Below are 23070 nucleotides of genomic sequence, written 5' to 3' on the forward strand. Positions count from 1 at the left end.
TAATTCGTGTATCAACGTCGTGATTTTTACCGCCATTCACGCTATGTGCATGGCTGGCTTTCTGCTTTCGCATTTTTGACTTTACTGTTTTTTTCTGTGACAGGATTATTGTTAAATCATCCTGAGTGGTTTGAACCCGCAAAAACAGAACAAACCACTCAATTGATTTTGCCTGAGTCCGTTTTAAAGTCGATCAAGCAGCAAGAAAACCCAAGCGATGCTATTTTAAATTACGTGCGCCAACAGCAAAATGTGGTGGGACGTTATCAAAGTAGTGAAGTGATGGACAATGAAGTGATGATTCGCTTAGAAAGTCCTGCTGGCGCGACAGATATTTGGGTTATGGCAGATACTGGTGAAACGGAAATTACTCAAAAACCAGCTTCAACAGTCTCTATGCTGAATGATTTACACCGTGGTAAAAATTCAGGTTCGGCTTGGAGCTGGCTCATTGATATCAGTGCTATTGTTGTGATCGCATTGTCCTTAGTCGGCTATATTCTATTTTTAAGCATTAAAACCCGCTTGGTTACTCATCTTGTGCTTACTGCTGCAAGCTTAGCGTTGATTATTTTGCTGATTTGGTCTGCGGTATAGGTAATATCATTTAATGACATATTCTGTGGCTGTTGTTTTAATTGCATTAGTGAGCTTACTGGTGCTTTATGTCGTGATCATTGCTTACCTGATTCTAAGTAATCGTTTAAACAATCGTAAGCAAAAACGGCTAGCGACTTTCAATCAAAATGATTATTTGATAGTTTTCGCCAGTCAGTCTGGTCAGGCAGAGAATATTGCTCAGCAGACGGCACAACAGTTACACGCTGCGGGGCAAAAGGTCAGCCTTGTCGATATGCAATATTTGACAGTAGAACAATTGTGCCAAGCTCAGAAAGTGCTCTGGTGTGTCAGTACTTATGGTGAAGGAGATGCGCCTGATACTGCACAGTTCGCAATCAAGCACATCTTTCAGCATGCAAATTTAGATTTGTCACATCAGTCTTATGCAATTTTAGCTTTAGGGGATAAACGCTATAGCCATTTTTGTCGTTTTGGACAAGTTTTAGATCAACATTTACAGCAGTCCCATGCTCAAGCTTTATTTGAAATGGTGTGTATCGATCATTTAAAACAGGCCGATTTAGATTGCTGGCTCAAACAATTAGAACAGTTAAGCGCGCAAAAATTATCTCGAATAGCACAACAGAATGATTGGACTTCATTGATTTTAAAAAATCGAACTTGTCTCAATAGCGGCAGTCAAGGCAATCCAATTTACCAAATTCAGCTCTCCTATGATGATGCTCTAAGCTGGTCATCTGGAGATATTCTTGAAATTCAGTGCGGGAACTCGCTTAAAGAGATACAGTGTTTTTTAGCCGCACAGCAACAAACAGTCAACGAAAATTCAGTTGCGATATTGCAGTTTAAAGATTTAAGACAATTACCAGAGCAACGCCCTAATGAATCCTTTCAAGATTGGATTTTAGCTTTTGATGATTTAGCAATACGTGAATATTCGATTGCCAGTATTCCTGAACAAAAAATATTAGAATTGGTGGTACGACAGGAAAAAACAGTAACTGGTCTTGGTTTAGGTTCAGGCTGGTTAACCGAGCATGCTGTACTTGGGCAAATCATTACTGCAAAAATTCGTTCTAATCCATCATTTCATTTAAAAGCATCGAAACAACCGCTTATTTTGGTTGGTAATGGCACTGGTATTGCTGGCTTAGTGGCTCATTTGGCGCAACAACAACAATACGGCAATCGGCAGAACTGGCTTATTTTTGGTGAGCGCCAACAGCAATTTGATCATCTTTATAAACAGCAGATTGGGCTGTGGCAAGAACAAGGTTTCTTACCCGATGTGGACTATGCTTTTTCCCGTGATCAAACTGAAAAAGTGTATGTACAGCATATTTTACAACAGAAATCGGAACAGCTTGTAAATTGGATAGAAGCGGGTGCCGCAATTTATGTCTGTGGTAGCTTAAAAGGAATGGCACAAGAGGTGGAGAAAACTTTGATCAATATTTTAGATGCAGAACAACTAGAACAGTTAAAGAAAAACAAGCGTTATCAACGTGATATTTATTAACAAACTTAAATTAAGTAGCATTCAGCACAGTGAAAATTAAGATACTTGATTTGCTAAATATCAATTAAGCACTTTGCGTATTCATTTATCTATGCTAATTAAGCAATATTAATTTAAATAATGACGATAGGTTTTAAAAAATGAGTCAAGTAGACCAAAATGTCTATCAGAATTCAGTAGCTCCAATTCATAATCGACTTTTTTTTCGTTTATTTCAGGCTAGCAATACCTTAGATCGCCAATGTCAGAAAGAATTAGGTATTTCATCTATACATTGGGCTGTTTTGGGGGCTTTATCACGGCCATCAGTTAAGACGGGCATGTCTTTTTCTGACTTAACCAATTATTTAGGGGTTAGCCGACAAAGTTTGGATGGCGTATTAAAGCGTCTTGAACGCGATGGGGAAGTTCAACGTGTTAGCGATACACAGGATCGTCGGGTTAAAAATGTAGCCCTCACTGAAAATGGTCAACATGCATGGGTACAATTACAACTTAAAGTTGCTGATTTTTATCAACAAACTTTCGAAGGTTTTTTATTTGATGACATGGTGACACTTGCTCATTTAATGAATAAATTAAATGCCAGTATTGCGAAAGTGAATCTGACGGATTCAGAGCTAAAATAAAATCTGATCGACTACAGTTCCCAAATGTATTGATTCTTTTTTCATACCAGCTAAATCTTTTAGATTTAGCTTTTTATTTGGCAAATTTATCACAACTCACAGAGAAAACTGCTCATTGGGCAAATTATTATTCTATTGAACCATAATCACTGCATATTCAATCTATTAAAATATCATCACGTGAAATTTCATTTATTATTCCAATATTACTTTTATGTTTTTAATTTAGCGCAACAAATTTAGTAAAAAATGCCTTAAATCCGATCTGTTTAAATCATCATTATTTATCAATTAAAATTCACGAATAGGTCAGTTAGATGATATTTAAACTTTAAATCAAAATTATATCTTATTGAATTATATAAAATAAAAAATAAATTAAAAAAATATATGTAATGCTGTTGACATATATTGGCTTTATAATTAGTTTGTTTACTTATTCTATGTTTTAGATGGGGTATAGACCAGATCAAAAAATTAAATGGAAATGGATTCCCTGATTGAAATGGCTTGAAAAATTTTAAATCGAAAAAATCTCTGATGAGAATAAGTACAGTTTTTAAAAAAATGGATAAAAATTAGGAAAACTCAAAAAAATGATTTTTTCTAAAAATATTTAGAACAATTAATGTAATGATCATAAATATCAAGGAGATGATTATGCAGTACATAGATGTACATAAAGTTGCAGATGAAGCGAAATTTAATAAGTTTCATGCAAAAGTGCTAGCTTGGTGTTTTATCATTATTATTATCGACGGATATGATATTGCAGTTGCTGGAGCTGCCTTGCCTTCTATTATGACCGAAATGGGCGTGACTGCCTCGACGGCTGGTTTTATGGCCAGTTCTGCACTTTTCGGCATGATGTTTGGCGCCATATTTCTAGGTGCATTGTCGGATAAAATTGGCCGCCGATTGACCATCGCAATTTGTGTATTTTTATTCAGTGTTTTTACCGCAGCTGCTGGTTTAGCCAATGACCCAGTGACCTTTAGTATTTTGCGTTTTATCGCTGGATTAGGCATTGGAGGGGTGATGCCGAATATTGTTGCCCAAATGACAGAGTATTCTCCTAAAAAAATCCGCAGTTTAATGACCACATTTATGTTCTCAGGTTATGCCATTGGCGGTATTTTAGCAGCGGTTATTGGTAAACAATTCATTGTTGAGTTTGGCTGGCAAGTGGTGTTTTTTGCTGCGGGTGTTCCTGTTTTACTACTGCCATTTATTATGAAATCAATGCCTGAATCTTTGGCTTATTTATTAAAACGTCAAAATCAGCAAGATTTACAAAAAGTAGTTAAGGACATTAACCCAACTATTCAAATGAACACTTCGGTTGAATTTACCCAAACCATAAAAGCGGATAATGAACACACTCCAATGGTTCAACTCTTTAAAGAGGGTCGTTCATTTAGTACCTTAATGTTCTGGGGAGCGTATTTTACTGGCCTATTCATGGTTTATGCCTTAAGCACATGGTTAACCAAATTGATGGCAATGTCAGGTTATACCTTAGGTTCTGCTTTAAGTTTTGTTATTGCGTTAAATGTCGGTGCAGTTGCAGGTTGTATTATCGGTGGAGGGTTGGCAGACCGTTTCCATATTAAATGGGTTCTGGTCTGTATGTATGGGTTGGGCAGTGTGTTTTTGTATATGATGACCTTACCAATGCCAATTGAAGTATTGTATTTCAACATCGGTATGGTGGGTGCATGTACAACAGGTGCTCAAATTGTGGCTTATGCATATTGTGGTCAATTCTATCCAAGTGGAATTCGTGCCACTGGTATTGGCATGGCAGCGGGTATTGGTCGTATGGGTGCAATTCTTTCACCAGTATTGATTGGTTTCATTGTTGCGCTAAATCTACCTATTGAACAAAATTTCATGGTGATTGCAGCGGCAGGTTTAATTGGCGCAGTGGCATTATCCTTTATTAATCACAATCGTTCTGATGCGGTATTAAGTAGTCTTAAAACTCCACCAACAGAAAATATGAATTATATAAAAGAGCCACTTAAAGAATAAATTGGTTAAATAATTTTATAGCCTGAAACTTATTTTATACATGATATTCATCAATCATTAAAATAAGTTTCAGGCTTTTTTGTTGAATAAATTTCTTTCATCACTCATTTATACCCAACTCAATACCATAAATTCCGGCAATCAAATTGAATTTTAAATCGCATCTTTTATCGTTATTTCGATAGTACTGTGGACGTATTTTGAAGGTTTTAAGTACCCTAAATACATGTCCCATACCTATGGTTCTTTTATTGGAATTAAATATTTAATAAATAACAAAAATTATGGATAGGAGATGAGCTTAAAATAAAGATAGCTAAAGCATTAGGGAGGGGGCAGTACACAGCTTAAATGATCTAATCATCATGTACTTGCGCTATATATGCTCATATTTTTATGCTGTGGTTGATAAACTTTAAAAAAACTCGAGTTAAGTTTTTAAATTAATTGCCTATCATTGTAAAAATATGCAATTAGTTACATTACCCAAATTAGAGAAATCCACAGCTTAAGCCAACTTGATAAAATAGAGATAGATGCTATTGAGTTACTGAAAGATCGATACAAGGGCGTAAGCAGTTAACATCGTTGCATTTTAGGTTCTTTGGTAGGGAATTTATATTTCTTTATGTGCCTATTAGTAATGTCATTAAAATAAACCCACTATTCCAATTAGCCTAAGTAAAATTAAACTTGATTTAAATAACCGAAAATAAATTCCTATTTTAGGCTTATTAAGCAAAATTCCACTTTCAGTAAATCAAAGCAATTCTAAAAGTAGGATTTTGATTTAAAGATATTGAGGTAATAGCTTGTTTAATATGTGTTTTTAACAGAATATTTAAATCTTAACAAAATAGCCTAAGCAAAATAAGATTTTTTAAAAATGGCAAATGATTAAATTCCTATTATCATAAAATATAAATCAACCCCAAACTGTTTATCAAAAATTAATTAAAAAAATATCAAATTCATCTCAATACAATAGTAACTAAAAAACATCTAATTAAAATTAGTACATGACAACAATAAGGGCAATACCATGTTTGAGAATTTTTAAACTAACTATAATTAGCATACTAACCAGAGTTAGTCTCCAGAGACCATCTTTCTAATTAGCCAATAACTCTCAAGGAAAATTTTTACAATATATTTTGAGTAAAATACTCAAAGAGTTATCCATACTTAAAACTTCTTTTTATTCTCAACATTTTTTACTGGTATCTCTGTGCCAAAAAAATGCCCTATAAAGTTCTAATCAACTTTAGTAGGGCATGTAGGTCGGTAATACAAATCAATTATTTAATCAAGTTGACCCCTGTAACTTTTTGAATATCATCAAAACTTAGGCCTTGGGCAAGCTCCACCAACTTAATGCCATGTTCAGTGATGTCCATAACGGCTAAATCGGTAATAATACGATGCACCACGCTTTGACCTGTTAAAGGCAAACTACATTGCCCGACAATTTTTGGCGTTCCATCTTTTGCGCAGTGTTCCATCAACACTACCACTTTTTGCACACCAGCAACCAAATCCATAGCGCCGCCCATACCTTTAACTTTTTTACCCGGAATCATCCAATTGGCAAGATCGCCCGTTTCAGATACTTCCATTGCACCCAAAATTGCAATATTGACATGTCCACCACGAATCATCGCAAAAGATTCTGCGCTGGAGAAAAATGCTGCGCCTTTACGCGCTGTGACGGTTTGTTTACCTGCATTGATTAAATCGGCATCTACGGTATCAGCAGTTGGAAATTCTCCAATACCGAGCAAGCCATTTTCAGATTGCAGCCAAACATTAATATGTTCAGGAATATAGTTAGCAACAAGTGTCGGTAAACCAATGCCTAAATTGACATAGAAACCATCTTCAAGCTCAAGTGCAGCGCGCTGTGCCATTTCATTACGTGTCCAAGCCATTGTTTACACCTCCGTTTTCAATGTCATTTGTTCAATGCGTTTCTCAGGATGTGCATTGAGCACAATACGGTTGATATAAATGCCTGGTAAATGGATTTCATCTGGATCTAAATCGCCAATTTCAACAATTTCTTCCACTTCAGCAATGCTGATTTTTCCTGCCATAGCACAAACTGGATTAAAGTTTTGTGCTGTCTTACGGAAAATGAGATTGCCTGCTTTGTCCGCTTTATAGGCTTTAACCAGTGCAATATCTGCGGTTAAAGATTCTTCTAGAATAAAGTCCTGACCGTTAAACTTACGAATTTCTTTGCCTTCTGCAATCAATGTTCCGACACCTGTCGGAGTAAAAAATGCAGGAATGCCTGCACCACCTGCACGAAGTTTTTCAGCCAAAGTACCTTGAGGGGTCAGTTCAACTTCCAATTCGCCATTTAAATACTGACGTTCAAATTCTTTGTTTTCACCCACGTAGGATGAAATCATTTTTTTAATTTGTTTGGTTTCCAGCAAAATACCTAAACCAAAACCATCAACTCCAGCATTGTTAGAAATACAGGTCAGTTGTTTGGCTCCAGTTTGTTGCAATGCAACAATTAATGCTTCAGGAATACCACATAAGCCAAAACCACCAACTGCCAAGGTTTGACCATCTTTTACAATATCCTGTAATGCAGCATTTGCACTTGCATAGACTTTATTCGGCATCCGATACCTCTATTTTTGTTGACAATGTCATTCATTTGTAATGACATTTTGGTTTTAAATATGAATAGAATAATCTTTGGCATAATTTCATTAAAAATCATGCCAATGTTAGCTTTAAGCACAACGAGTTTGCCAATAGGCATTGGCATAGTTGGATGGATTGGGGCGATTTAACACTTGGCTGATATTTTGGCTAGCATGCATTAAAGCATCTAAATGAATACCAGTTTCAAAACCCATTTTAGACAGCAGGTAATACAAGTCTTCAGTTGAGACATTACCCGATGCACCTTTGGCATAGGGACAACCGCCTAAGCCAGCAATGGATGAATCAAATACACGAATACCTTGCGTTAAGGATTGATAGATGTTGGCAATGGCCATGCCATAGGTATTATGGAAATGACCCGCTAAAACACGACTGTCCATTTCAGCCAAACATACTTCCCAAACTTTTTTGACTCGGTCTGGTGTCGCTGTGCCAATGGTTTCACCTAAGGAAATTTCATAGCAGCCCATATCCAATAAACGTTTGCTGACTTTAGCAACTTGTACAGGGTCAATCGCACCTTCATAAGGGCAATCGACCATACATGACACATAGCCACGGACTTTAATGTTATTGGCTTTCGCAGCTGTCATTACATCCGCAAATTTTTCCAAGCTTTCGTCAATTGAACAATTAATATTTTTTTGGGTAAAACTTTCAGAAGCTGCGGTAAAGACCGCAACTTCTTGACAGCCTACAGCACATGCAGATTCAAAACCTTTTAAATTCGGAGTAAGCAGGCTGAACTGAATATTGGGGTCTTTGGGCAATTGGGCAAAAAGCACATCGCTTTCTGCCATTTGTGGCACCCATTTTGCCGAAACACAAGAACCGACTTCAATCGACTTTAAGCCAGTTTTCATCAAATCTAAAATCAAGGCTTTACGTTGTTGCAGCGTGAGCGGTGTCTTTTCATTTTGTAAACCGTCACGTGGACCAACTTCCACGACTTTGACAAATTCACTCATGCAACATCCTCCAAAAGCTGAAATTCCACCAGTTCATCACCCGCTTTGACCTGATCACCAACCTGAAAATACCAAGAGCTGATCATGCCATCATGCGGCGCACGAATGGCATATTCCATTTTCATGGCTTCAAGCGTCATCAACACATCATCTTTTTTGACCTGTTCATTTAAAGCCACTAAAACTTGAGTAATGACCCCTGGCATAGGGGCTTTTAAATTCGCTTCAGTGCTTTGTGTATCATCGGTTGAAAATTTTTGGCTGAGATAATTAAACTTATAACTTTGACTGTCTTTAAACAGCGTTACACCCTGATGGTTGCGGCTAAAGGCGAATTTATCCTGTTTACCATCTATTTTAATTTGAATGCTATTTCTGCTGAGGATTTCTCCAGCAATACGATATTTACTGCCCAAATATTCTGCAATAAATTCATCGTTTTCAGCGGTAAAGCGTACCTGAACAAGCTGCTCATCCTGCATTAATTTTAAGCAATAGCTACTGTTAATATTGATGCGCCAAAGTGATTCAGTTTGCCAGACAGGGTTATTGGCAGTTTTATTTTGGCTAAAACGGGATAACAGTTCAGTCAATGCAGCGGTAATTACCAATTGGGGTGCAATGCTATGTGTCGTTGGAAATAAAAAGGCATCTTCACGTTGAATCAGATTGGTATCCAATTGTGCCTGTTTAAAAGAGTCACAGCGTATAATACGGTCAAGAAAAGCAATGTTGTTGCCCAAACCTTCGACATGAAACTGACCTAAAGCATGGTGCATTTGTACCAGTGCTGCTTCACGGTTTTCACCCCATACAATTAGCTTGGCAATCATCGGATCATAATAGGTGCTGATTTCATCACCTTCAACAATGCCGCTGTCGACGCGTACAAATTGATTTTGCTCTGGATAATGCAAATAGCTGATTTGACCAATAGCAGGCAAGAAGCCTTTTTCAGGTTCTTCTGCATACACGCGGGCTTCAATGGCATGACCATGAATACACAATTGATCTTGCTGTTTTGGCAATGGTTCGCCAAAAGCGACGCGTAGCTGCCATTCGACCAAGTCCACACCGGTAATCATTTCAGTCACTGGATGTTCAACTTGCAAGCGCGTATTCATTTCCATGAAATAGGCTGTACCGTCTTGCTCGACAATAAACTCTACCGTGCCCGCGCCAACATAATCGACCGCACGAGCAGCATCAATCGCAGCTTGGCGCATGGCATCGAGCTTGTCTTGGGACACCAATGGCGCAGGCGCTTCTTCAAGCACTTTTTGATGACGGCGCTGCACCGAACAATCACGTTCAAATAAATGCACGTAGTTGCCATGTGTGTCGCCAAAAACTTGAACTTCAATATGGCGTGGATTAATCACATAGCGTTCAATCAATACTTCATCATTGCCGAAACTCGATTTAGCTTCACTTTTACAAGAACTAAGCGAACTGAGGAAATCCTCGCTGCGTTCTACTAAGCGCATGCCTTTACCACCACCACCTGCACTGGCTTTAATCAGTACTGGATAGCCAATGGCATCGGCTTGTTGTTTTAAAAAATTGATGTCTTGATTAGTACCGTGATAACCCGGAGTGAGGGGTACACCGGCTTTTTCCATCAAGGTTTTAGAGGTGGCTTTTAGGCCCATCGCTAGAATGGCTGCAACAGGTGGCCCAATGAAGGTAATGTTATTTTGCTGACATGCCAATGCAAATTGGTCGTTTTCTGATAAAAAACCATAGCCGGGATGAATCGCCTGTGCGCCCGTATCCAGTGCCGCCTGAATAATACGTTCGCCCTGTAAATAACTTTGTGCAGCAGGGGATTCGCCAATATAAATCGCTTCATCTGCTAACTTAACATGCTGCGCATTAGCATCTGCATCTGAATATACGGCAACCGTTGCAATGCCTAATTTTTTTGCGCTGCGGATCACACGGCAGGCAATTTCACCACGGTTCGCAATGAGAATCTTTTGAAACATCGTCATTTCCTTATTGTTGTTATGCTGTTGTCTTGATCCAAGAAGGACTTTGTTTATCTAAAAAAGCACTTAAGCCATTTTTAGCCTCATTTCCCTGACGCACATGTGCAATATGTTGTGCAGTTTGCAGCAACAATTGTTCTGTTAAAATCTGCTGATCCACCATTTGAATCAGTTGTTTAGAAGATGCTTGTGCTTGAGGGCCGCCCAACAACAGCGCTTGTATAATTTCATCCAATTTGCTGTCGAGTTGTTCTGGCAAAGTGACTTCATGCGCTAAGCCAATATTTTTGGCCTGTTCTGCTGAAATACGTTCTGCGGTTAAGAAATAACGCGAAGCCTGACGTGCACCAATGGCACGAATCACATAAGGGCTAATGGTGGATGGTGCTAAGCCTAGGCGAACTTCAGAGGTTGAAAATTTTGCGTCAGTGCTGGCAATACAAATATCACAAGCCGAAGCCAGTCCCATGCCACCACCAAAAGCAATGCCATGTACGCGCGCAATGGTGGGTTGTCTTAAACAGGCAAGGCTTTGCAGCATTTTTGCCAATTTTAGTGCATCGGCTTCATTGTCTTGCTGCGAGGCTTGCCCAGCTTGTTTCATCCAGTTCAGGTCAGCACCTGCGGAAAAACTTTTGCCGCGTCCTGCCAACACCACTACACGTACATCATTCTGTGTATTTAAATAAGTAAAGCAGTGCTGTAATTCTTCAATAACGGCGGTATTAAAGGCATTGTGCAATTCGGCACGGTTAATCCAAACTGTTGCCACCTGATTGGCCTGTTCGAGCTGTAAAAATTGATAGGTCATTTTTTTCATCCTCTTACATGCGGAATACGCCAAATTTAGTCGGCACAATAGGTGCATTCATTGCTGCGGCTAAGCTCAGACCCAATACATGACGCGTTTGTGCAGGATCGATCACGCCATCATCCCAAAGACGCGATGATGCATAGTAAGGATGCCCTTGACGTTCGTATTGATCGCGGATCGGCTGTTTAAATTGATCTTCTTGTTCTGCCGACCATGTTTCACCTTTTTGTTCAATTTGATCACGCTTTAAGGTCGATAATACGCTTGATGCCTGTTCACCGCCCATGACTGAAATACGTGAATTTGGCCAAGTCCAGAGAAAACGCGGAGAGTAGGCGCGGCCACACATGCCGTAATTGCCTGCGCCAAAAGAACCACCGATCACTAAAGTGAGTTTAGGCACGTTGGCATTGGCAACCGCCATCACCAGTTTGGCGCCATTTTTAGCAATTCCTTCATTTTCATACTGGCGACCAACCATAAAGCCAGTAATGTTTTGAATGAACAGCAATGGAATATTGCGCTGGGTACACAGTTCAATAAAGTGCGCGCCTTTTTGCGCAGACTCTGAAAACAGAATCCCATTATTGGCAATGATGCCGACTTTCATACCAAAAAGTTCAGCAAAGCCAGTGATTAAGGTAATACCAAAACGCGCTTTAAATTCATCAAAACGAGAACCATCAACAATGCGGGCAATCACTTCACGCACATCAAAAGGTTTGCGTGCATCACTTGGTACAATGCCGTACAGCTCTTTTGCATCAAATAACGGCGCTTCAATGTCAGCTGCGCTTTGATTCGGTTTTTTATTTAGGTTTGCCACAATGTTGCGGGCAATTGCAATGGCATGTTCATCGCTTTCAGCCAAATGATCTGCTACACCAGATAAGCGCGTATGTACATCGCCACCACCTAAGTCTTCACTGCTGACCACTTCACCAGTTGCCGCTTTCACTAAAGGAGGGCCACCCAAGAAAATTGTACCTTGATTGCGAACAATAATGGTTTCGTCCGACATAGCAGGCACATAAGCGCCACCTGCTGTGCAGCTGCCCATCACCACGGCAATTTGTGCAATACCTTGGCTTGACATCCGTGCTTGATTGTAGAAAATGCGTCCGAAATGATCACGGTCAGGAAAAACCTCATCCTGCATCGGCAAGTAAGCACCACCTGAATCGACCAAATAAATGCACGGCAAATGATTCTGTTCGGCAATTTCCTGCGCACGTAAATGTTTTTTAACCGTCAGCGGATAATAGGTTCCGCCTTTAACGGTGGCATCATTGGCCACAATCATGCAAGTCACGCCATTCACCTGCCCAACACCTGCAATAACACCAGCAGCAGGGACATCATCGGCATAGACTTGATAGGCAGCCAATTGTCCAATTTCTAAAAATGCAGTGCCTGTATCAATCAGATGATCGACTCGCTCACGGGGTAACAGCTTGCCGCGCGCTAAATGTTTTTCACGGGCTTTTTCACCACCACCCAAGGCAATCTGTTGTGCTTTTTGTTTTAAGTCATCGACCAGCAGCTGCATGGCAGCCTGATTGATTTTAAAATCATCACTGCGGATATTAATTTTGCTTTGTAATATATTCATTCTGAACATCCCTGTTAATGCTAAAAATGTTTTATTTAGTTTCGTTAAACAGTTCACGACCAATTAACATACGACGGATTTCAGAAGTTCCTGCACCAATCTCATACAGTTTGGCATCGCGCCATAAACGACCTGCGGCAAATTCATTGATATAACCATTGCCACCTAAGGTTTGTATGGTTTCACCCGCCATCCATGTGGCTTTTTCCGCAGCATATAAAATTGCGCTGGCAGCATCTTTACGTAAGCTGCGGCTATGTTCCGCTTTGTCACATTCGGCACCTACAGCATATACAAGCGCTTTACAGGCCAACCATGTTGAATACATATCGGCAATTTTGCCTTGCATCAACTGGAATTCACCCAAAGCCTGACCGAATTGTTTACGGTCATGAATGTAGGGAATCACTGTATCTAAACAGGCATCCATAATGCCCAGTGGCCCTGCACTTAAAACAGCACGTTCATAGTCCAGACCGCTCATTAAAACTTTGGTGCCGTTACCCACGCCACCCAATATATTTTCTTTAGGCACCGCAACATTATCGAAAAATAGCGGATAAGTATTTGAACCGCGCATGCCCAATTTATCCAGATGTGTACCATGACTAAAACCTGGCATATCTTTTTCCACCAGAAAAGCAGTCATGCCTTTTGCGCCAGCTTTCAGATCTGTTTTGGCATACACCACCAAGACATCAGCATCACCACCGTTGGTAATCCACATTTTTGAGCCATTCAGCACATAATGGTCGCCATGATCTTCAGCTTTTAATTTCATGCTCACCACGTCTGAACCAGCATTCGGTTCCGACATGGCAAGTGCACCGACAAAATCACCTGAAACCAGTTTAGGCAGATAGCGTTTTTTTTGTTCCTCTGAACCATTACGCTTAATCTGATTAATACATAAGTTAGAATGTGCGCCGTATGACAAGCCAATAGAGGCAGATGCACGGGAAATTTCCTGCATTGCCAGAATATGGGCTAAATAACCAAGGTTAGTACCACCGTATTCCTCATCAACCGTTAGACCCAACAAACCCATATCACCAAATTTTTTCCATAGGTAAGCAGGGAATTTATTGTCTCGGTCAACTTGCTGAGCAATGGGTGCAATTTCCTTTGCACAAAATGCAGCGATTGAATCACGAAGGGCAAGTAAGGTTTCATCCAAACCGAAATTTAAACTTTGCAGATTCATTTCTTCATTCATCCTGATGGTTATATTTGTTGTTCCAAAAAGCATTTTTATTGTGCTTGATTTTTACCATACAACGATTTTACAAAAAAGTGAATCAAAATTCACAAAATGATTTACAATTCATTTTATCTGGTTGAGAATACGATTATGAGTTATAAAAGATCATCATTGATGCAGGAGCGTATGGAACAAAATCGTCAGACGATTTTGCAATCCGCACGTGAACTGATTGCTCAAGGTGGATTTAAAGATGCACAAATACAGGCGATTGCTGAACGTGCAGGCGTATCGAGTGGTCTGGTTTATCGTTATTTCGATAACAAGAGTCAGGTGTTAATTGAAATTTTAGCAGAGGCCATCCAGCATGAAATTCAGATTCTGAATGCCATTGCTGCCAGTGAACTTTCAGCAAAGCAGAAATTACACAAGGCAGTGACCACTTTTGTTAAACGTGCTCTAAACAGTCCACAACTGTCGTATTCGTTGATGTTTGAACCTGTCGATCCTTTGATAGAACATGAGCGTTTTCGCAGTAAACAACTGATTAAACAAAGTATTAACCAAATTCTTGCCGAAGGGAAAATCAATGGTGAATTTGGCTTTGAAGATTTAAACACCGCAGCGCTGTGCGTGGTGGGTGCAATGACTTTCGTGGTCATTGAACCGTTAAATCCATCAAAAAATGTCATGTTTGATCAGACTTATAAAGATTACTTTGTCAAACAAATTGCCGATTTTTGTGTCAGTGGAGTATGCATAGCAGAGGAGGAATAAGCGGTTAAACACAAAAGCTAAGCACAAGAATAATGCTGTTTGAGAAAGTCGTCCTGAGTTAAAACAATGAACAATTAAAGTGAAAGAATCATAATTACAAAGAATCAAGGAGAGTGATTCAATGACACAAGTACGGTTAAGTTATGCCTATGGAACAAGCAGTCAACCCTTACTTGGGATGACGATTGGTGAAAAGTTTGACCAAGCCTGTCAGCAATATGCGAATCAGGATGCTGTCATCAGCGTGCATCAAAATGTACGTTTAAGCTATAAGCAGTTACAGGCTCAAGTCAATGCTTTTGCCTGTAGTCTGCTTAAATTAGGCTTGGAAAAGGGCGATAGAATTGCGATTTGGTCACCCAATTGCGTGGAATGGACCATTACCCAATTTGCAGCATTTAAAGCCGGTATTATTTTAGTCAATTTGAATCCTGCATATAAAAGCAGTGAGCTTGAATATGTACTCAATAAAGTGTCCTGTAAGGCATTGGTGATTGCATCACAATTTAAAAGCAGTAATTATCAGGAAATTTTAACCAAAATTGCCCCTGAAATTACGCAATCGACCAGCAAACTGTTATCGGCTAAACGACTACCACATTTGCAACATATCATTAAAATTGATGAAGATGCGCATGCTGGCATTCATCGTTTTGCTGATTTATTGCCTGAACCCACACCCGTACAGCTCGACCAGTTACAGGCAATTGCCGCAGATCTTCAGTTTGATGAAACCATTAATATTCAATTCACGTCTGGCACCACGGGCAATCCCAAAGGCACCATGCTGACCCACAATAATATTTTAAATAATGGATATTTTGTCGGTGAAGCCATTCACTTAACGCCACAAGACCGAGTCTGTATCTCTGTGCCTTTATTCCACTGTTTTGGCATGGTGATGGGCAATTTAGCCTGCATTACGCATGGTTCTGCCATGATTTATCCATCGGCTGTGTTTAATCCACTTGATACACTTAAAGCGATTCAGCAAGAAAAATGTACCGCGGCTTATGGTGTTCCGACCATGTTTATTGCACTGCTGGAACATGAACAATTCGATGAGTTTGATCTGTCTAGCTTGCGTACAGGCATTATGGCAGGCAGTCCGTGTCCACGTGAAATTATGCAGCGTGTAATTGAACGCATGCATATGTCCGAAATCACCATTTGTTATGGTATGACTGAAACTGCACCTGTAAGTGCGCAAAGTTCAACTTCAGACTCTGTGGAACGTCGTGTCGGCACAGTCGGGCGCGTCCATCCACACCTTGAAATCAAAATTGTTGATGAAAATGGTAAAGTTGTGCCACGTGGCAAACTGGGTGAACTGTGTGTACGCGGTTATTCCGTCATGCTGGGCTATTGGGAAGATAATGATAAAACTGGAGAAGTCATTGACGTCGCCAAGTGGATGCATACGGGTGATATTGCCGAAATGGATGATGAAGGCTTTGTGAAAATCAAAGGTCGCATTAAAGATGTGGTGATTCGTGGCGGTGAAAACTTGTTCCCTAAAGAAATTGAAGATTTTCTTTATACCCATCCAGATATTTCTGATGTGCAAGTGATTGGCTTACCTGATGCACGTTATGGTGAAGAACTTTGTGCATGTATTATTTTGCACGATCATCACCAAGCCAATGAAGAAGAAATCCGTAGATATTGCGCAGAGCATATTTCTCATAATAAAGTGCCACGTTATGTCCGTTTCTTTACTGAGTTTCCAATGACGGCTTCTGGCAAGGCACAAAAATTCAAATTGCAGGAATTTATGCGTCAAGAGCTTAACCTGATTGAAGATATTGCCTGATATTTATTATCAGGTATTGATTATCAGGTTCTGTATTTCTCCTTTTATTTCAGTGTATAGAAATAAAAGGAGAAGCAAGATTTTAATGCTTAATTTCAATCTTTATTTTTAATGATCTTTATGCCACATCTAAATGATGATATGAAAAATAAATAAATTCAATGTTATAAAGTAAAAGCCAACAGCTAAATAGGGAATATATGTCAGCTTATTATTCATTATTAAACAGTGAACAACATGCCGATGGTAGTGTCACGGCTTATTATCGCTCCAATATTCATGCACAGGGTGCATGGAATCCACATGAACAACATATGGCACCTGCAACGGGTATTATTTGTGCTGAGTTGGAGCAATTTCAGTTGCGCAATGACATGCGTATTGGTCGAATCAGTTTGGATATTTTTGGTTTAATTGCATTTGGTGAATTCAGTATTACTACGCGAATGATTCGAGCAGGGAAAACCATTGAACTCATTGAATCTGAAATGCAAGCCAATGGTAAGACCTGTATTGTGGCACGAGCATGGAAAATGATGACACAGGATACAAAAGCCATTGAAGGTTTAGAAGACCAAAGGGTGGAGCATCCAGAAAATTTGGCAATTTGGGAAGGGATGAAACACTGGCCGGGTGGATTTATTCAAAGTATTGAAACTCGTGCAAATACAGAGCATCGGGCAGGTAAAGGCGTTGTTTGGCTTACTACGCCTTTGGCTATGATTGAAAAGCGACAGAGCACTGATTTTGTCGCTTTAATGGGCTTGGTCGATACCGCCAATGGTATTGTTCCAAGACAAAAACCGACAGATGGCTGGGCATTTCCAAATCTAGATTTACAGATCCATTTACACCGTTTACCCCAAGGCAAGTGGTTGGGTATCGACGCGATCCAGCAATTTGGTACAGATGGTATTGGAATGACCAGTTCAATTTTGCATGATGTGCATGGCCCTTTTGGTCGCAGTGAGCAAATTTTAACATTAAGAAAGTTAGCGATTTAGCGTATTGAACAATGCTGAAATAAAAATAGCGAGTGAGGTAAAATTTAAAATACCAAAAGAAATCGACCACTCGCTATCGCTTAAAATATGGGTATTAGGCAATGAATAACTGTTAATTCAGCTCTTTGATCACCACATCTTTATGATAAACCACTATAGCTTGTCCTTCTATTGGACGGTTTAGCTCACCTTCTCTCCAGCTTGATCTATAAATCCCCATTTGGAAATAGGGTGGCCAAGCTTGATGATAATTGTTTTCTCCAGAAATTCTTGCCACTTCCTTGTCATTATGTTTCACCACAATTAACCCTGGAATCACTTGCTGATGAGCATCTAGCTGAGACCATTGAATATCAAAATTCCAATTATGCCATTGATCATAATTTACAGGTACGTCTAGAACATAACGCTTTAAGACCGTTTCGGGTACAGCTAAGGGAGAAGATAAAGGCTTTAATTGATATACATGTAGCTGCCATTCAGGTTTTTTCCCAAACAGGACTAACGCAATAGGTGGATTCAAATTTTTATTGTTCAGGCTGTAACCATGCCATTGGGTTAAAATAGTTCCATAATCAAAGCGTGGCCATGTAGAAGGAATATAATGGGAAACTGAATAATTATAATGTCCCCATTCAAACTGCTTTCTCTGAATTTCTGCTCTGTAAGATTGACCATCATCAGGAACTGTAAATTTTGCAACATTTTGCCCACTGCCCGCAGGGTCTTTAACAATTTCTGCTGAACTACTATTTTCCATCTGAAGTCCAATTGAACTCCATGTGTAGTCATTTGCATTGATATTTGCTTTATCAACAAGGATGCTTCCTGTCCAAAACCCATCACGAAATACTACTTTGCCCGATTCATTTTGAAGTGGTGTAATCGGTTTTTCCACAACCTGTATCGACACTACACTACTTTGACTCTCTAATTCGCCATCATTAACGCTTAAACTAAGTTCATAACGACCCATCGTGTCAGGTGTAAATTCCAATGTTTGGTTATTGGTTGATCCTATAAAAGGATTGCTGTTTTCAGGCTTAGATTTGACAGACCATTTATACTGAAGCGTTTGAGCGTGATCATCCGTACTTTGCGAACCATCTAGCACAATTGAAGATCCGACTACGATAGATGCAAAGTTATGCTGTGATTGAATGATTGCAACAGGAGCGCTATTTTGTGATTCTTTAGCAGGTATTTCTATTGAAGCTTCTTCGCTTCCACTGCCACATGCAGTCACTCCTAAAAGCATAGAGCATATTAAATAAGGTTTAAGTTTTTTCATTCAAATCCATTCTCATTATATTCGGTACTCGCTTGACTCGAGGTTTAATCCATAATCTTGTTCCAATATCTAAAATTGGAGCGGGATAACAAATCAAATTTTTGGAATACCAAAATTCCTAAAATTATGCGTCCTATTATACTAAGCGCGTCAATAAATGATCTTTTTGTTTTTAACCAATGGATCAAAATATTTGTGATTCAAGCACTTATTATTGTTGAATTTATCCAACAAGATCACACGATCTAATACACTTAAATTTTGTAAAATTAAATGATGGTTATGAATATATGAAAAGTACATAGCAAGAAAAATGCATTGACGGTGATTTGGTCAGCCTGCTTGAGTATTAGATCACCTATTTTAAATGCAGTATTGCTTGTACCTGACTGCAATGCATGATTTTTGCAGAGTAAGTCGGGGAAAATTTGAGTCTAAGTTGTTATTATTTTAAATAAATTTCATAAATAAGCTGGAAAGACAGACAAAAGTTATCAACTCCACAAAATAACTCTATAATAGCGCCCATCATTACTAGAGTCAGTCGCTAAGTGTGGTCACTGAACGCATTGCTCTAGTCACTCTTTTTTTAAGTCAATTTCTTATCCGTGATTCGGCTTATATCTCAATATTTGGAATTTTATGTGTCCGTACTGACACATAAGAATAGTTAGGTGCCAGCATGGAAATCAAGGTTAATTATCTCGACAACCTTCGACAAGAAGCCAAGTTCGATGACTTCTCGGTGATTGCCGATCAGCCGATTCGCTATAAAGGTGATGGTTCTGCACCCGGTCCGTTTGACTATTTTCTGGCATCATCGGCATTATGTGCGGCTTACTTTGTAAAAGTGTACTGCGCAGCGCGTGATATTCCGACTGACAATATTCGCCTGTCGCAGAATAATATTGTTGATCCAGAAAATCGCTACAAGCAGATTTTTAAAATTCAAGTTGAGCTGCCTGCCGATATTTCAGAAAAAGATCGCCAAGGCATTTTGCGCTCAATTGATCGCTGTACCGTAAAAAAAGTGATTCAAACAGGCCCAGAATTTATTATTGAAGAAGTAGAAAGCATTGATGCCGATGCACAAGCGTTGCTTATGCCAAGCTTGACTTCAGAAAACAGTACTTTTATTGCAGGTAAAGATCTGCCGTTAGAAGAAACCATTGCCAATATGTCCAGTATTTTGGCAGGCTTAGGCATGAAGATTGAAATATCTTCATGGCGTAACATTGTGCCGAACGTGTGGTCTTTACATATTCGTGATGCACAATCACCAATGTGTTTCACCAATGGTAAAGGCTCAACCAAAGAAAGTGCTTTGGCTTCGGCACTGGGTGAATTCATTGAGCGTTTAAATTGTAATTTCTTCTATAACGATCAGTTTTGGGGTCAAGACATTGCCCATGCTGAATTTGTGCATTATCCAGATGAAAAATGGTTTAAGCCGGGTGCAGAAGGTGAGTTACCGACTGAAATTCTTGATGAATATTGTTTAGAAATTTACAATCCCGATGATGAGCTGCTAGGTACGCATTTATATGATACCAACTCAGGCAATACTGAGCGTGGCATTTGTTCGCTACCATTTGTACGTCATTCCGATGGCGAGGTGGTGTATTTCCCATCGAACTTAATTGAAAATTTATATTTAAGTAACGGTATGAGTGCAGGCAATACCTTGGCTGAAGCACAGGTACAATGTTTGTCAGAAATTTTTGAACGTGCTGTGAAACGTGAGATTTTGGAAGGTGAAAAAACCTTACCTGACGTACCGCAAGACGTATTGGCGAAATATCCAAGTATTTTGGCAGGGATCAAAGGCTTAGAGGAACAAGGTTTTCCAGTATTGGTAAAAGATGCTTCATTGGGCGGAAAGTATCCTGTGATGTGCGTGACCTTAATGAATCCGCGTACGGGTGGTGTATTTGCCTCATTTGGGGCGCATCCAAAATTGGAAGTGGCATTAGAACGTAGTCTGACGGAATTGTTACAAGGTCGTAGTTTTGAAGGTCTCAATGACTTACCAAAACCAACCTTTAGCAGCAATGCCGTAACTGAACCGAATAACTTTGTTGAACACTTTATTGACTCTAGTGGTGTGGTGTCATGGCGCTTTTTTAGCTCGAAGTCAGAATATGAATTTGTCGAGTGGGACTTTACCAATCAAGGTGAAAATTCCAATGCTGAAGAAGCTACGGCGTTATTTGGCATTCTTGAAGATATGGGCAAAGAAGTCTACATGGCGGTGTATAAGCATTTAGGTGCAACAGCTTGCCGTATTTTGGTGCCAGGTTATTCGGAAATTTATCTGGTTGAAGATTTAGTCTGGGACAACACCAACAAAGCATTGTTATTCCGTGAAGATATCTTGAACTTACACCGCTTGGATGATGAACAGCTTGAAGCATTGGCTGAACGTCTAGAAGAAGTTGAAGTGGATGATTACACCGACATCACCACATTGATTGGTATTGAGTTTGACGACAATACAGTTTGGGGACAGCTCACTATTCTTGAGTTGAAACTGCTGATTTATATTGCTTTACAAGCGTTTGAAGAAGCAAAAGAGCTCGTGGAAACCTTCCTTCAGTACAACACCAATACCGTTGAACGTGGATTGTTCTATCAGTGTATGAATGTGGTTCTAGAAGTCGAACTTGATGATGACATGGACTTGGATGATTATGAAGCCAATTTCCGCCGTATGTTTGGTGACGAACGTATGGATGCAGTCATTGCTTCGATGGACGGTAGTGTACGTTTCTACGGTTTAACAGAAACAAGTATGAAACTTGAAGGCTTAGACCGCCATTTACGTTTAATTGAAAGTTACAAAAAACTGCATGCAGCACGTGCCAAAACGCTAGCTTTAGCCAGTTAAGATTAGAGTCATCGCAAGGAGCAACCACAAGTATGACGGGGTTGCGCCTAGTGCTGGCTGAGTTATTAAAGTTTAAAAAAGCAAAATTGAAAAACTCAGATATTCAATTTTGCTTTTTTATGCTTAGATTCTCAAATAAAGTGCAATAAAGATGAATGCGGCTTAGAGTAATTTTAAAAAATAATCTCTATAGTTGTTGTCTTGTGGAAGCAATTCCAAAAGACGCTGTACCGCATCAATCCGTTCAGGAACACGACCAATAATTCGTAACAATTGATCAATATCTTGCATCTGATAAATAAGATGGCTGAGTCGTGCATCAAAACAGTTACGCCATGTACTTAAAAATGGACTTTCAGATTTGCTGAGAAAACTTCCTTTATATAATGCGAAAGTACTGGCAAGAAAGCCTGCATTTAAGGATTGTTCGGCTCTTAAAAAATCACATTGAATTTCACAGCTTAATTTGTAAATGCGGGGTTCAATACAATTTGGCAGTAAGTTGCGCAGTTGGGAAAGCTCGGCTTTAAGTGTCTTAATGCTGACATCGCGTTCGCCGTACAAAGCATAATGCAATTCATCTAAACCAATTCCATTTTTATGTAAGGCTAAAATACACAGGATCTCAATTTGTCGGTGACTCAGGGTTAAAACCTGCTGATTAAACTGAATCCAAGGTGTACCTAAGGCTTTAATGTACAGGACATTTTTCTGCTCAAACTGTATGGCACGTTGTACCAAATCTGCACAACGCTCAACTGCAAGTAAACCGAGTGGCGTATGCTTTTTATATTTGGTTGAAAGGTTGATAATGCCATGAAACTGACCCGAGCTGGGATCAAGAATCGGTGCTGCATAGCACACCCAGTCCCGCACGCTGTCCATTTGATTTTCATGCGAGTAAACGCAGCTAGAGGTATGGCTGTTTAGTGTCAGTCCAATGGCATTGGTTCCAACTGCCTGAGTTGACCAATGTCCACCTTCAATGAAATGAACCTGCTCGGCAGAAGAAAGCATAGCTGAGCTGCTCCATGTCCATAACAATGTACCGTGATGATCCGTTAAACCAATCGCCATGCCAGAATCATCGGCAATTTTAAGCAAATCAGCATAATTATGCTGAATAGAACGGCGGAACAATGAAGGCTGAGATTCTTGCGGCAGGGTTAAAATAGGCGCTGCATGAACCGCAGCCAGATTGACCAAATGCGTAGTTTGCAATGCTTGAGCATGTGCTTTATTGAACAGGTTCATATCATATTC

Annotated in this window: 17 protein-coding genes; 8 read left to right on the forward strand and 9 right to left on the reverse strand. The window is 39.6% G+C overall.

What is annotated here, in order from left to right; genetic code table 11:
• The first annotated feature begins 6 nt into the window (after positions 1–6).
• The 4 genes from BLV99_RS12145 to BLV99_RS12160 all read left to right on the forward strand — a co-directional run bounded on the left by BLV99_RS12145 (position 7) and on the right by BLV99_RS12160 (position 4764).
• Positions 7–597, forward strand: a complete 591-nt coding sequence (locus BLV99_RS12145) for a PepSY-associated TM helix domain-containing protein (RefSeq protein ID WP_092691008.1) — start codon at positions 7–9, stop codon at positions 595–597.
• Between the two features lie 13 nt (positions 598–610).
• The gene (locus BLV99_RS12150; protein ID WP_092691011.1) at positions 611–2101 is read left to right on the forward strand and encodes a sulfite reductase subunit alpha; all 1491 of its coding nucleotides are present in this window, start codon (positions 611–613) and stop codon (positions 2099–2101) included.
• A 140-nt stretch (positions 2102–2241) separates the two neighbouring features.
• A complete protein-coding gene (locus BLV99_RS12155) occupies positions 2242–2730 on the forward strand; it encodes a MarR family winged helix-turn-helix transcriptional regulator (RefSeq protein ID WP_086185305.1) in 489 nt (162 codons plus the stop codon).
• 660 nt (positions 2731–3390) lie between these two features.
• Positions 3391–4764 carry an MFS transporter gene (locus BLV99_RS12160; RefSeq protein WP_092691014.1) on the forward strand — a complete coding sequence of 458 codons (1374 nt, stop codon included), beginning with the start codon at positions 3391–3393 and terminating at the stop codon, positions 4762–4764.
• Positions 4765–6062: 1298 nt separating this feature from the next.
• Here BLV99_RS12160 and BLV99_RS12165 read toward each other — a convergent pair.
• The 7 genes from BLV99_RS12165 to BLV99_RS12195 form a co-directional block, all read right to left on the reverse strand.
• Positions 6063–6692 (reverse strand): CoA transferase subunit B, encoded by a 630-nt coding sequence (locus BLV99_RS12165; RefSeq protein WP_092691016.1) that lies wholly within the window; start codon positions 6690–6692, stop codon positions 6063–6065.
• A 3-nt stretch (positions 6693–6695) separates the two neighbouring features.
• Positions 6696–7400 carry a CoA transferase subunit A gene (locus BLV99_RS12170; RefSeq protein ID WP_086166831.1) on the reverse strand — a complete coding sequence of 235 codons (705 nt, stop codon included), beginning with the start codon at positions 7398–7400 and terminating at the stop codon, positions 6696–6698.
• 114 nt (positions 7401–7514) lie between these two features.
• Positions 7515–8417, reverse strand: a complete 903-nt coding sequence (locus BLV99_RS12175; protein ID WP_092691019.1) for a hydroxymethylglutaryl-CoA lyase — start codon at positions 8415–8417, stop codon at positions 7515–7517.
• Complete coding sequence (locus BLV99_RS12180) at positions 8414–10405, reverse strand: acetyl/propionyl/methylcrotonyl-CoA carboxylase subunit alpha (RefSeq protein WP_092691023.1); 1992 nt, start codon at positions 10403–10405, stop codon at positions 8414–8416. Before BLV99_RS12180 ends, BLV99_RS12175 begins: the two co-directional genes overlap by 4 nt.
• Before the next feature lie 19 nt (positions 10406–10424).
• A complete protein-coding gene (locus BLV99_RS12185) occupies positions 10425–11219 on the reverse strand; it encodes an enoyl-CoA hydratase/isomerase family protein (protein WP_086185299.1) in 795 nt (264 codons plus the stop codon).
• Between the two features lie 13 nt (positions 11220–11232).
• Positions 11233–12834 carry a carboxyl transferase domain-containing protein gene (locus tag BLV99_RS12190; RefSeq protein WP_092691027.1) on the reverse strand — a complete coding sequence of 534 codons (1602 nt, stop codon included), beginning with the start codon at positions 12832–12834 and terminating at the stop codon, positions 11233–11235.
• Between the two features lie 31 nt (positions 12835–12865).
• Positions 12866–14038 (reverse strand): isovaleryl-CoA dehydrogenase, encoded by a 1173-nt coding sequence (locus BLV99_RS12195; RefSeq protein ID WP_092691133.1) that lies wholly within the window; start codon positions 14036–14038, stop codon positions 12866–12868.
• Positions 14039–14185: 147 nt separating this feature from the next.
• Between BLV99_RS12195 and BLV99_RS12200 the strand changes: the two genes are divergently transcribed.
• From BLV99_RS12200 to BLV99_RS12210, 3 genes are all read left to right on the forward strand, one after another.
• Positions 14186–14812, forward strand: coding sequence for a TetR/AcrR family transcriptional regulator (locus BLV99_RS12200; RefSeq protein WP_092691029.1), 627 nt, complete (start codon positions 14186–14188; stop codon positions 14810–14812).
• Positions 14813–14933: 121 nt separating this feature from the next.
• Entirely contained in the window at positions 14934–16625 is a 1692-nt protein-coding gene (locus BLV99_RS12205) for an AMP-binding protein (protein WP_092691031.1), read from the forward strand.
• Positions 16626–16825: 200 nt separating this feature from the next.
• Positions 16826–17629, forward strand: coding sequence for a thioesterase family protein (locus tag BLV99_RS12210; protein WP_092691034.1), 804 nt, complete (start codon positions 16826–16828; stop codon positions 17627–17629).
• A gap of 112 nt (positions 17630–17741) precedes the next feature.
• Here BLV99_RS12210 and BLV99_RS12215 read toward each other — a convergent pair whose 3' ends face one another.
• On the reverse strand, positions 17742–18920 hold the full coding sequence (locus BLV99_RS12215; RefSeq protein ID WP_092691037.1) for a heparin lyase I family protein: 1179 nt from the start codon (positions 18918–18920) through the stop codon (positions 17742–17744).
• Positions 18921–19602: 682 nt separating this feature from the next.
• On the opposite strand from BLV99_RS12215, the gene BLV99_RS12220 reads away from it, so the two are divergent.
• Positions 19603–21807: an OsmC domain/YcaO domain-containing protein gene (locus BLV99_RS12220; RefSeq protein WP_092691039.1), complete on the forward strand. Its 2205-nt coding sequence runs from the start codon at positions 19603–19605 to the stop codon at positions 21805–21807.
• 162 nt (positions 21808–21969) lie between these two features.
• On the opposite strand, the gene BLV99_RS12225 is transcribed toward BLV99_RS12220, so the two are convergent.
• On the reverse strand, positions 21970–23061 hold the full coding sequence (locus BLV99_RS12225; RefSeq protein ID WP_092691041.1) for a transcriptional regulator: 1092 nt from the start codon (positions 23059–23061) through the stop codon (positions 21970–21972).
• Between the last annotated feature and the right edge of the window lie 9 nt (positions 23062–23070).

Origin of the sequence: Acinetobacter kyonggiensis (assembly GCF_900107285.1) — a bacterium.
GTDB classification, from domain to species: Bacteria; Pseudomonadota; Gammaproteobacteria; order Pseudomonadales; family Moraxellaceae; genus Acinetobacter; species Acinetobacter kyonggiensis.

Excerpts from the sequence above, each read along its gene's own strand:
- BLV99_RS12150 (WP_092691011.1), top strand. The coding sequence starts at position 611 with ATGACATATTCTGTGGCTGTTGTTTTAATTGCATTAGTGAGCTTACTG.
- BLV99_RS12155 (WP_086185305.1), top strand. The coding sequence starts at position 2,242 with ATGAGTCAAGTAGACCAAAATGTCTATCAGAATTCAGTAGCTCCAATT.
- BLV99_RS12160 (WP_092691014.1), top strand. The coding sequence starts at position 3,391 with ATGCAGTACATAGATGTACATAAAGTTGCAGATGAAGCGAAATTTAAT.
- BLV99_RS12165 (WP_092691016.1), bottom strand. The coding sequence starts at position 6,692 with ATGGCTTGGACACGTAATGAAATGGCACAGCGCGCTGCACTTGAGCTT.
- BLV99_RS12170 (WP_086166831.1), bottom strand. The coding sequence starts at position 7,400 with ATGCCGAATAAAGTCTATGCAAGTGCAAATGCTGCATTACAGGATATT.
- BLV99_RS12175 (WP_092691019.1), bottom strand. The coding sequence starts at position 8,417 with ATGAGTGAATTTGTCAAAGTCGTGGAAGTTGGTCCACGTGACGGTTTA.
- BLV99_RS12180 (WP_092691023.1), bottom strand. The coding sequence starts at position 10,405 with ATGTTTCAAAAGATTCTCATTGCGAACCGTGGTGAAATTGCCTGCCGT.
- BLV99_RS12185 (WP_086185299.1), bottom strand. The coding sequence starts at position 11,219 with ATGACCTATCAATTTTTACAGCTCGAACAGGCCAATCAGGTGGCAACA.
- BLV99_RS12190 (WP_092691027.1), bottom strand. The coding sequence starts at position 12,834 with ATGAATATATTACAAAGCAAAATTAATATCCGCAGTGATGATTTTAAA.
- BLV99_RS12195 (WP_092691133.1), bottom strand. The coding sequence starts at position 14,038 with ATGAATCTGCAAAGTTTAAATTTCGGTTTGGATGAAACCTTACTTGCC.
- BLV99_RS12200 (WP_092691029.1), top strand. The coding sequence starts at position 14,186 with ATGAGTTATAAAAGATCATCATTGATGCAGGAGCGTATGGAACAAAAT.
- BLV99_RS12205 (WP_092691031.1), top strand. The coding sequence starts at position 14,934 with ATGACACAAGTACGGTTAAGTTATGCCTATGGAACAAGCAGTCAACCC.
- BLV99_RS12210 (WP_092691034.1), top strand. The coding sequence starts at position 16,826 with ATGTCAGCTTATTATTCATTATTAAACAGTGAACAACATGCCGATGGT.
- BLV99_RS12215 (WP_092691037.1), bottom strand. The coding sequence starts at position 18,920 with ATGAAAAAACTTAAACCTTATTTAATATGCTCTATGCTTTTAGGAGTG.
- BLV99_RS12220 (WP_092691039.1), top strand. The coding sequence starts at position 19,603 with ATGGAAATCAAGGTTAATTATCTCGACAACCTTCGACAAGAAGCCAAG.
- BLV99_RS12225 (WP_092691041.1), bottom strand. The coding sequence starts at position 23,061 with ATGAACCTGTTCAATAAAGCACATGCTCAAGCATTGCAAACTACGCAT.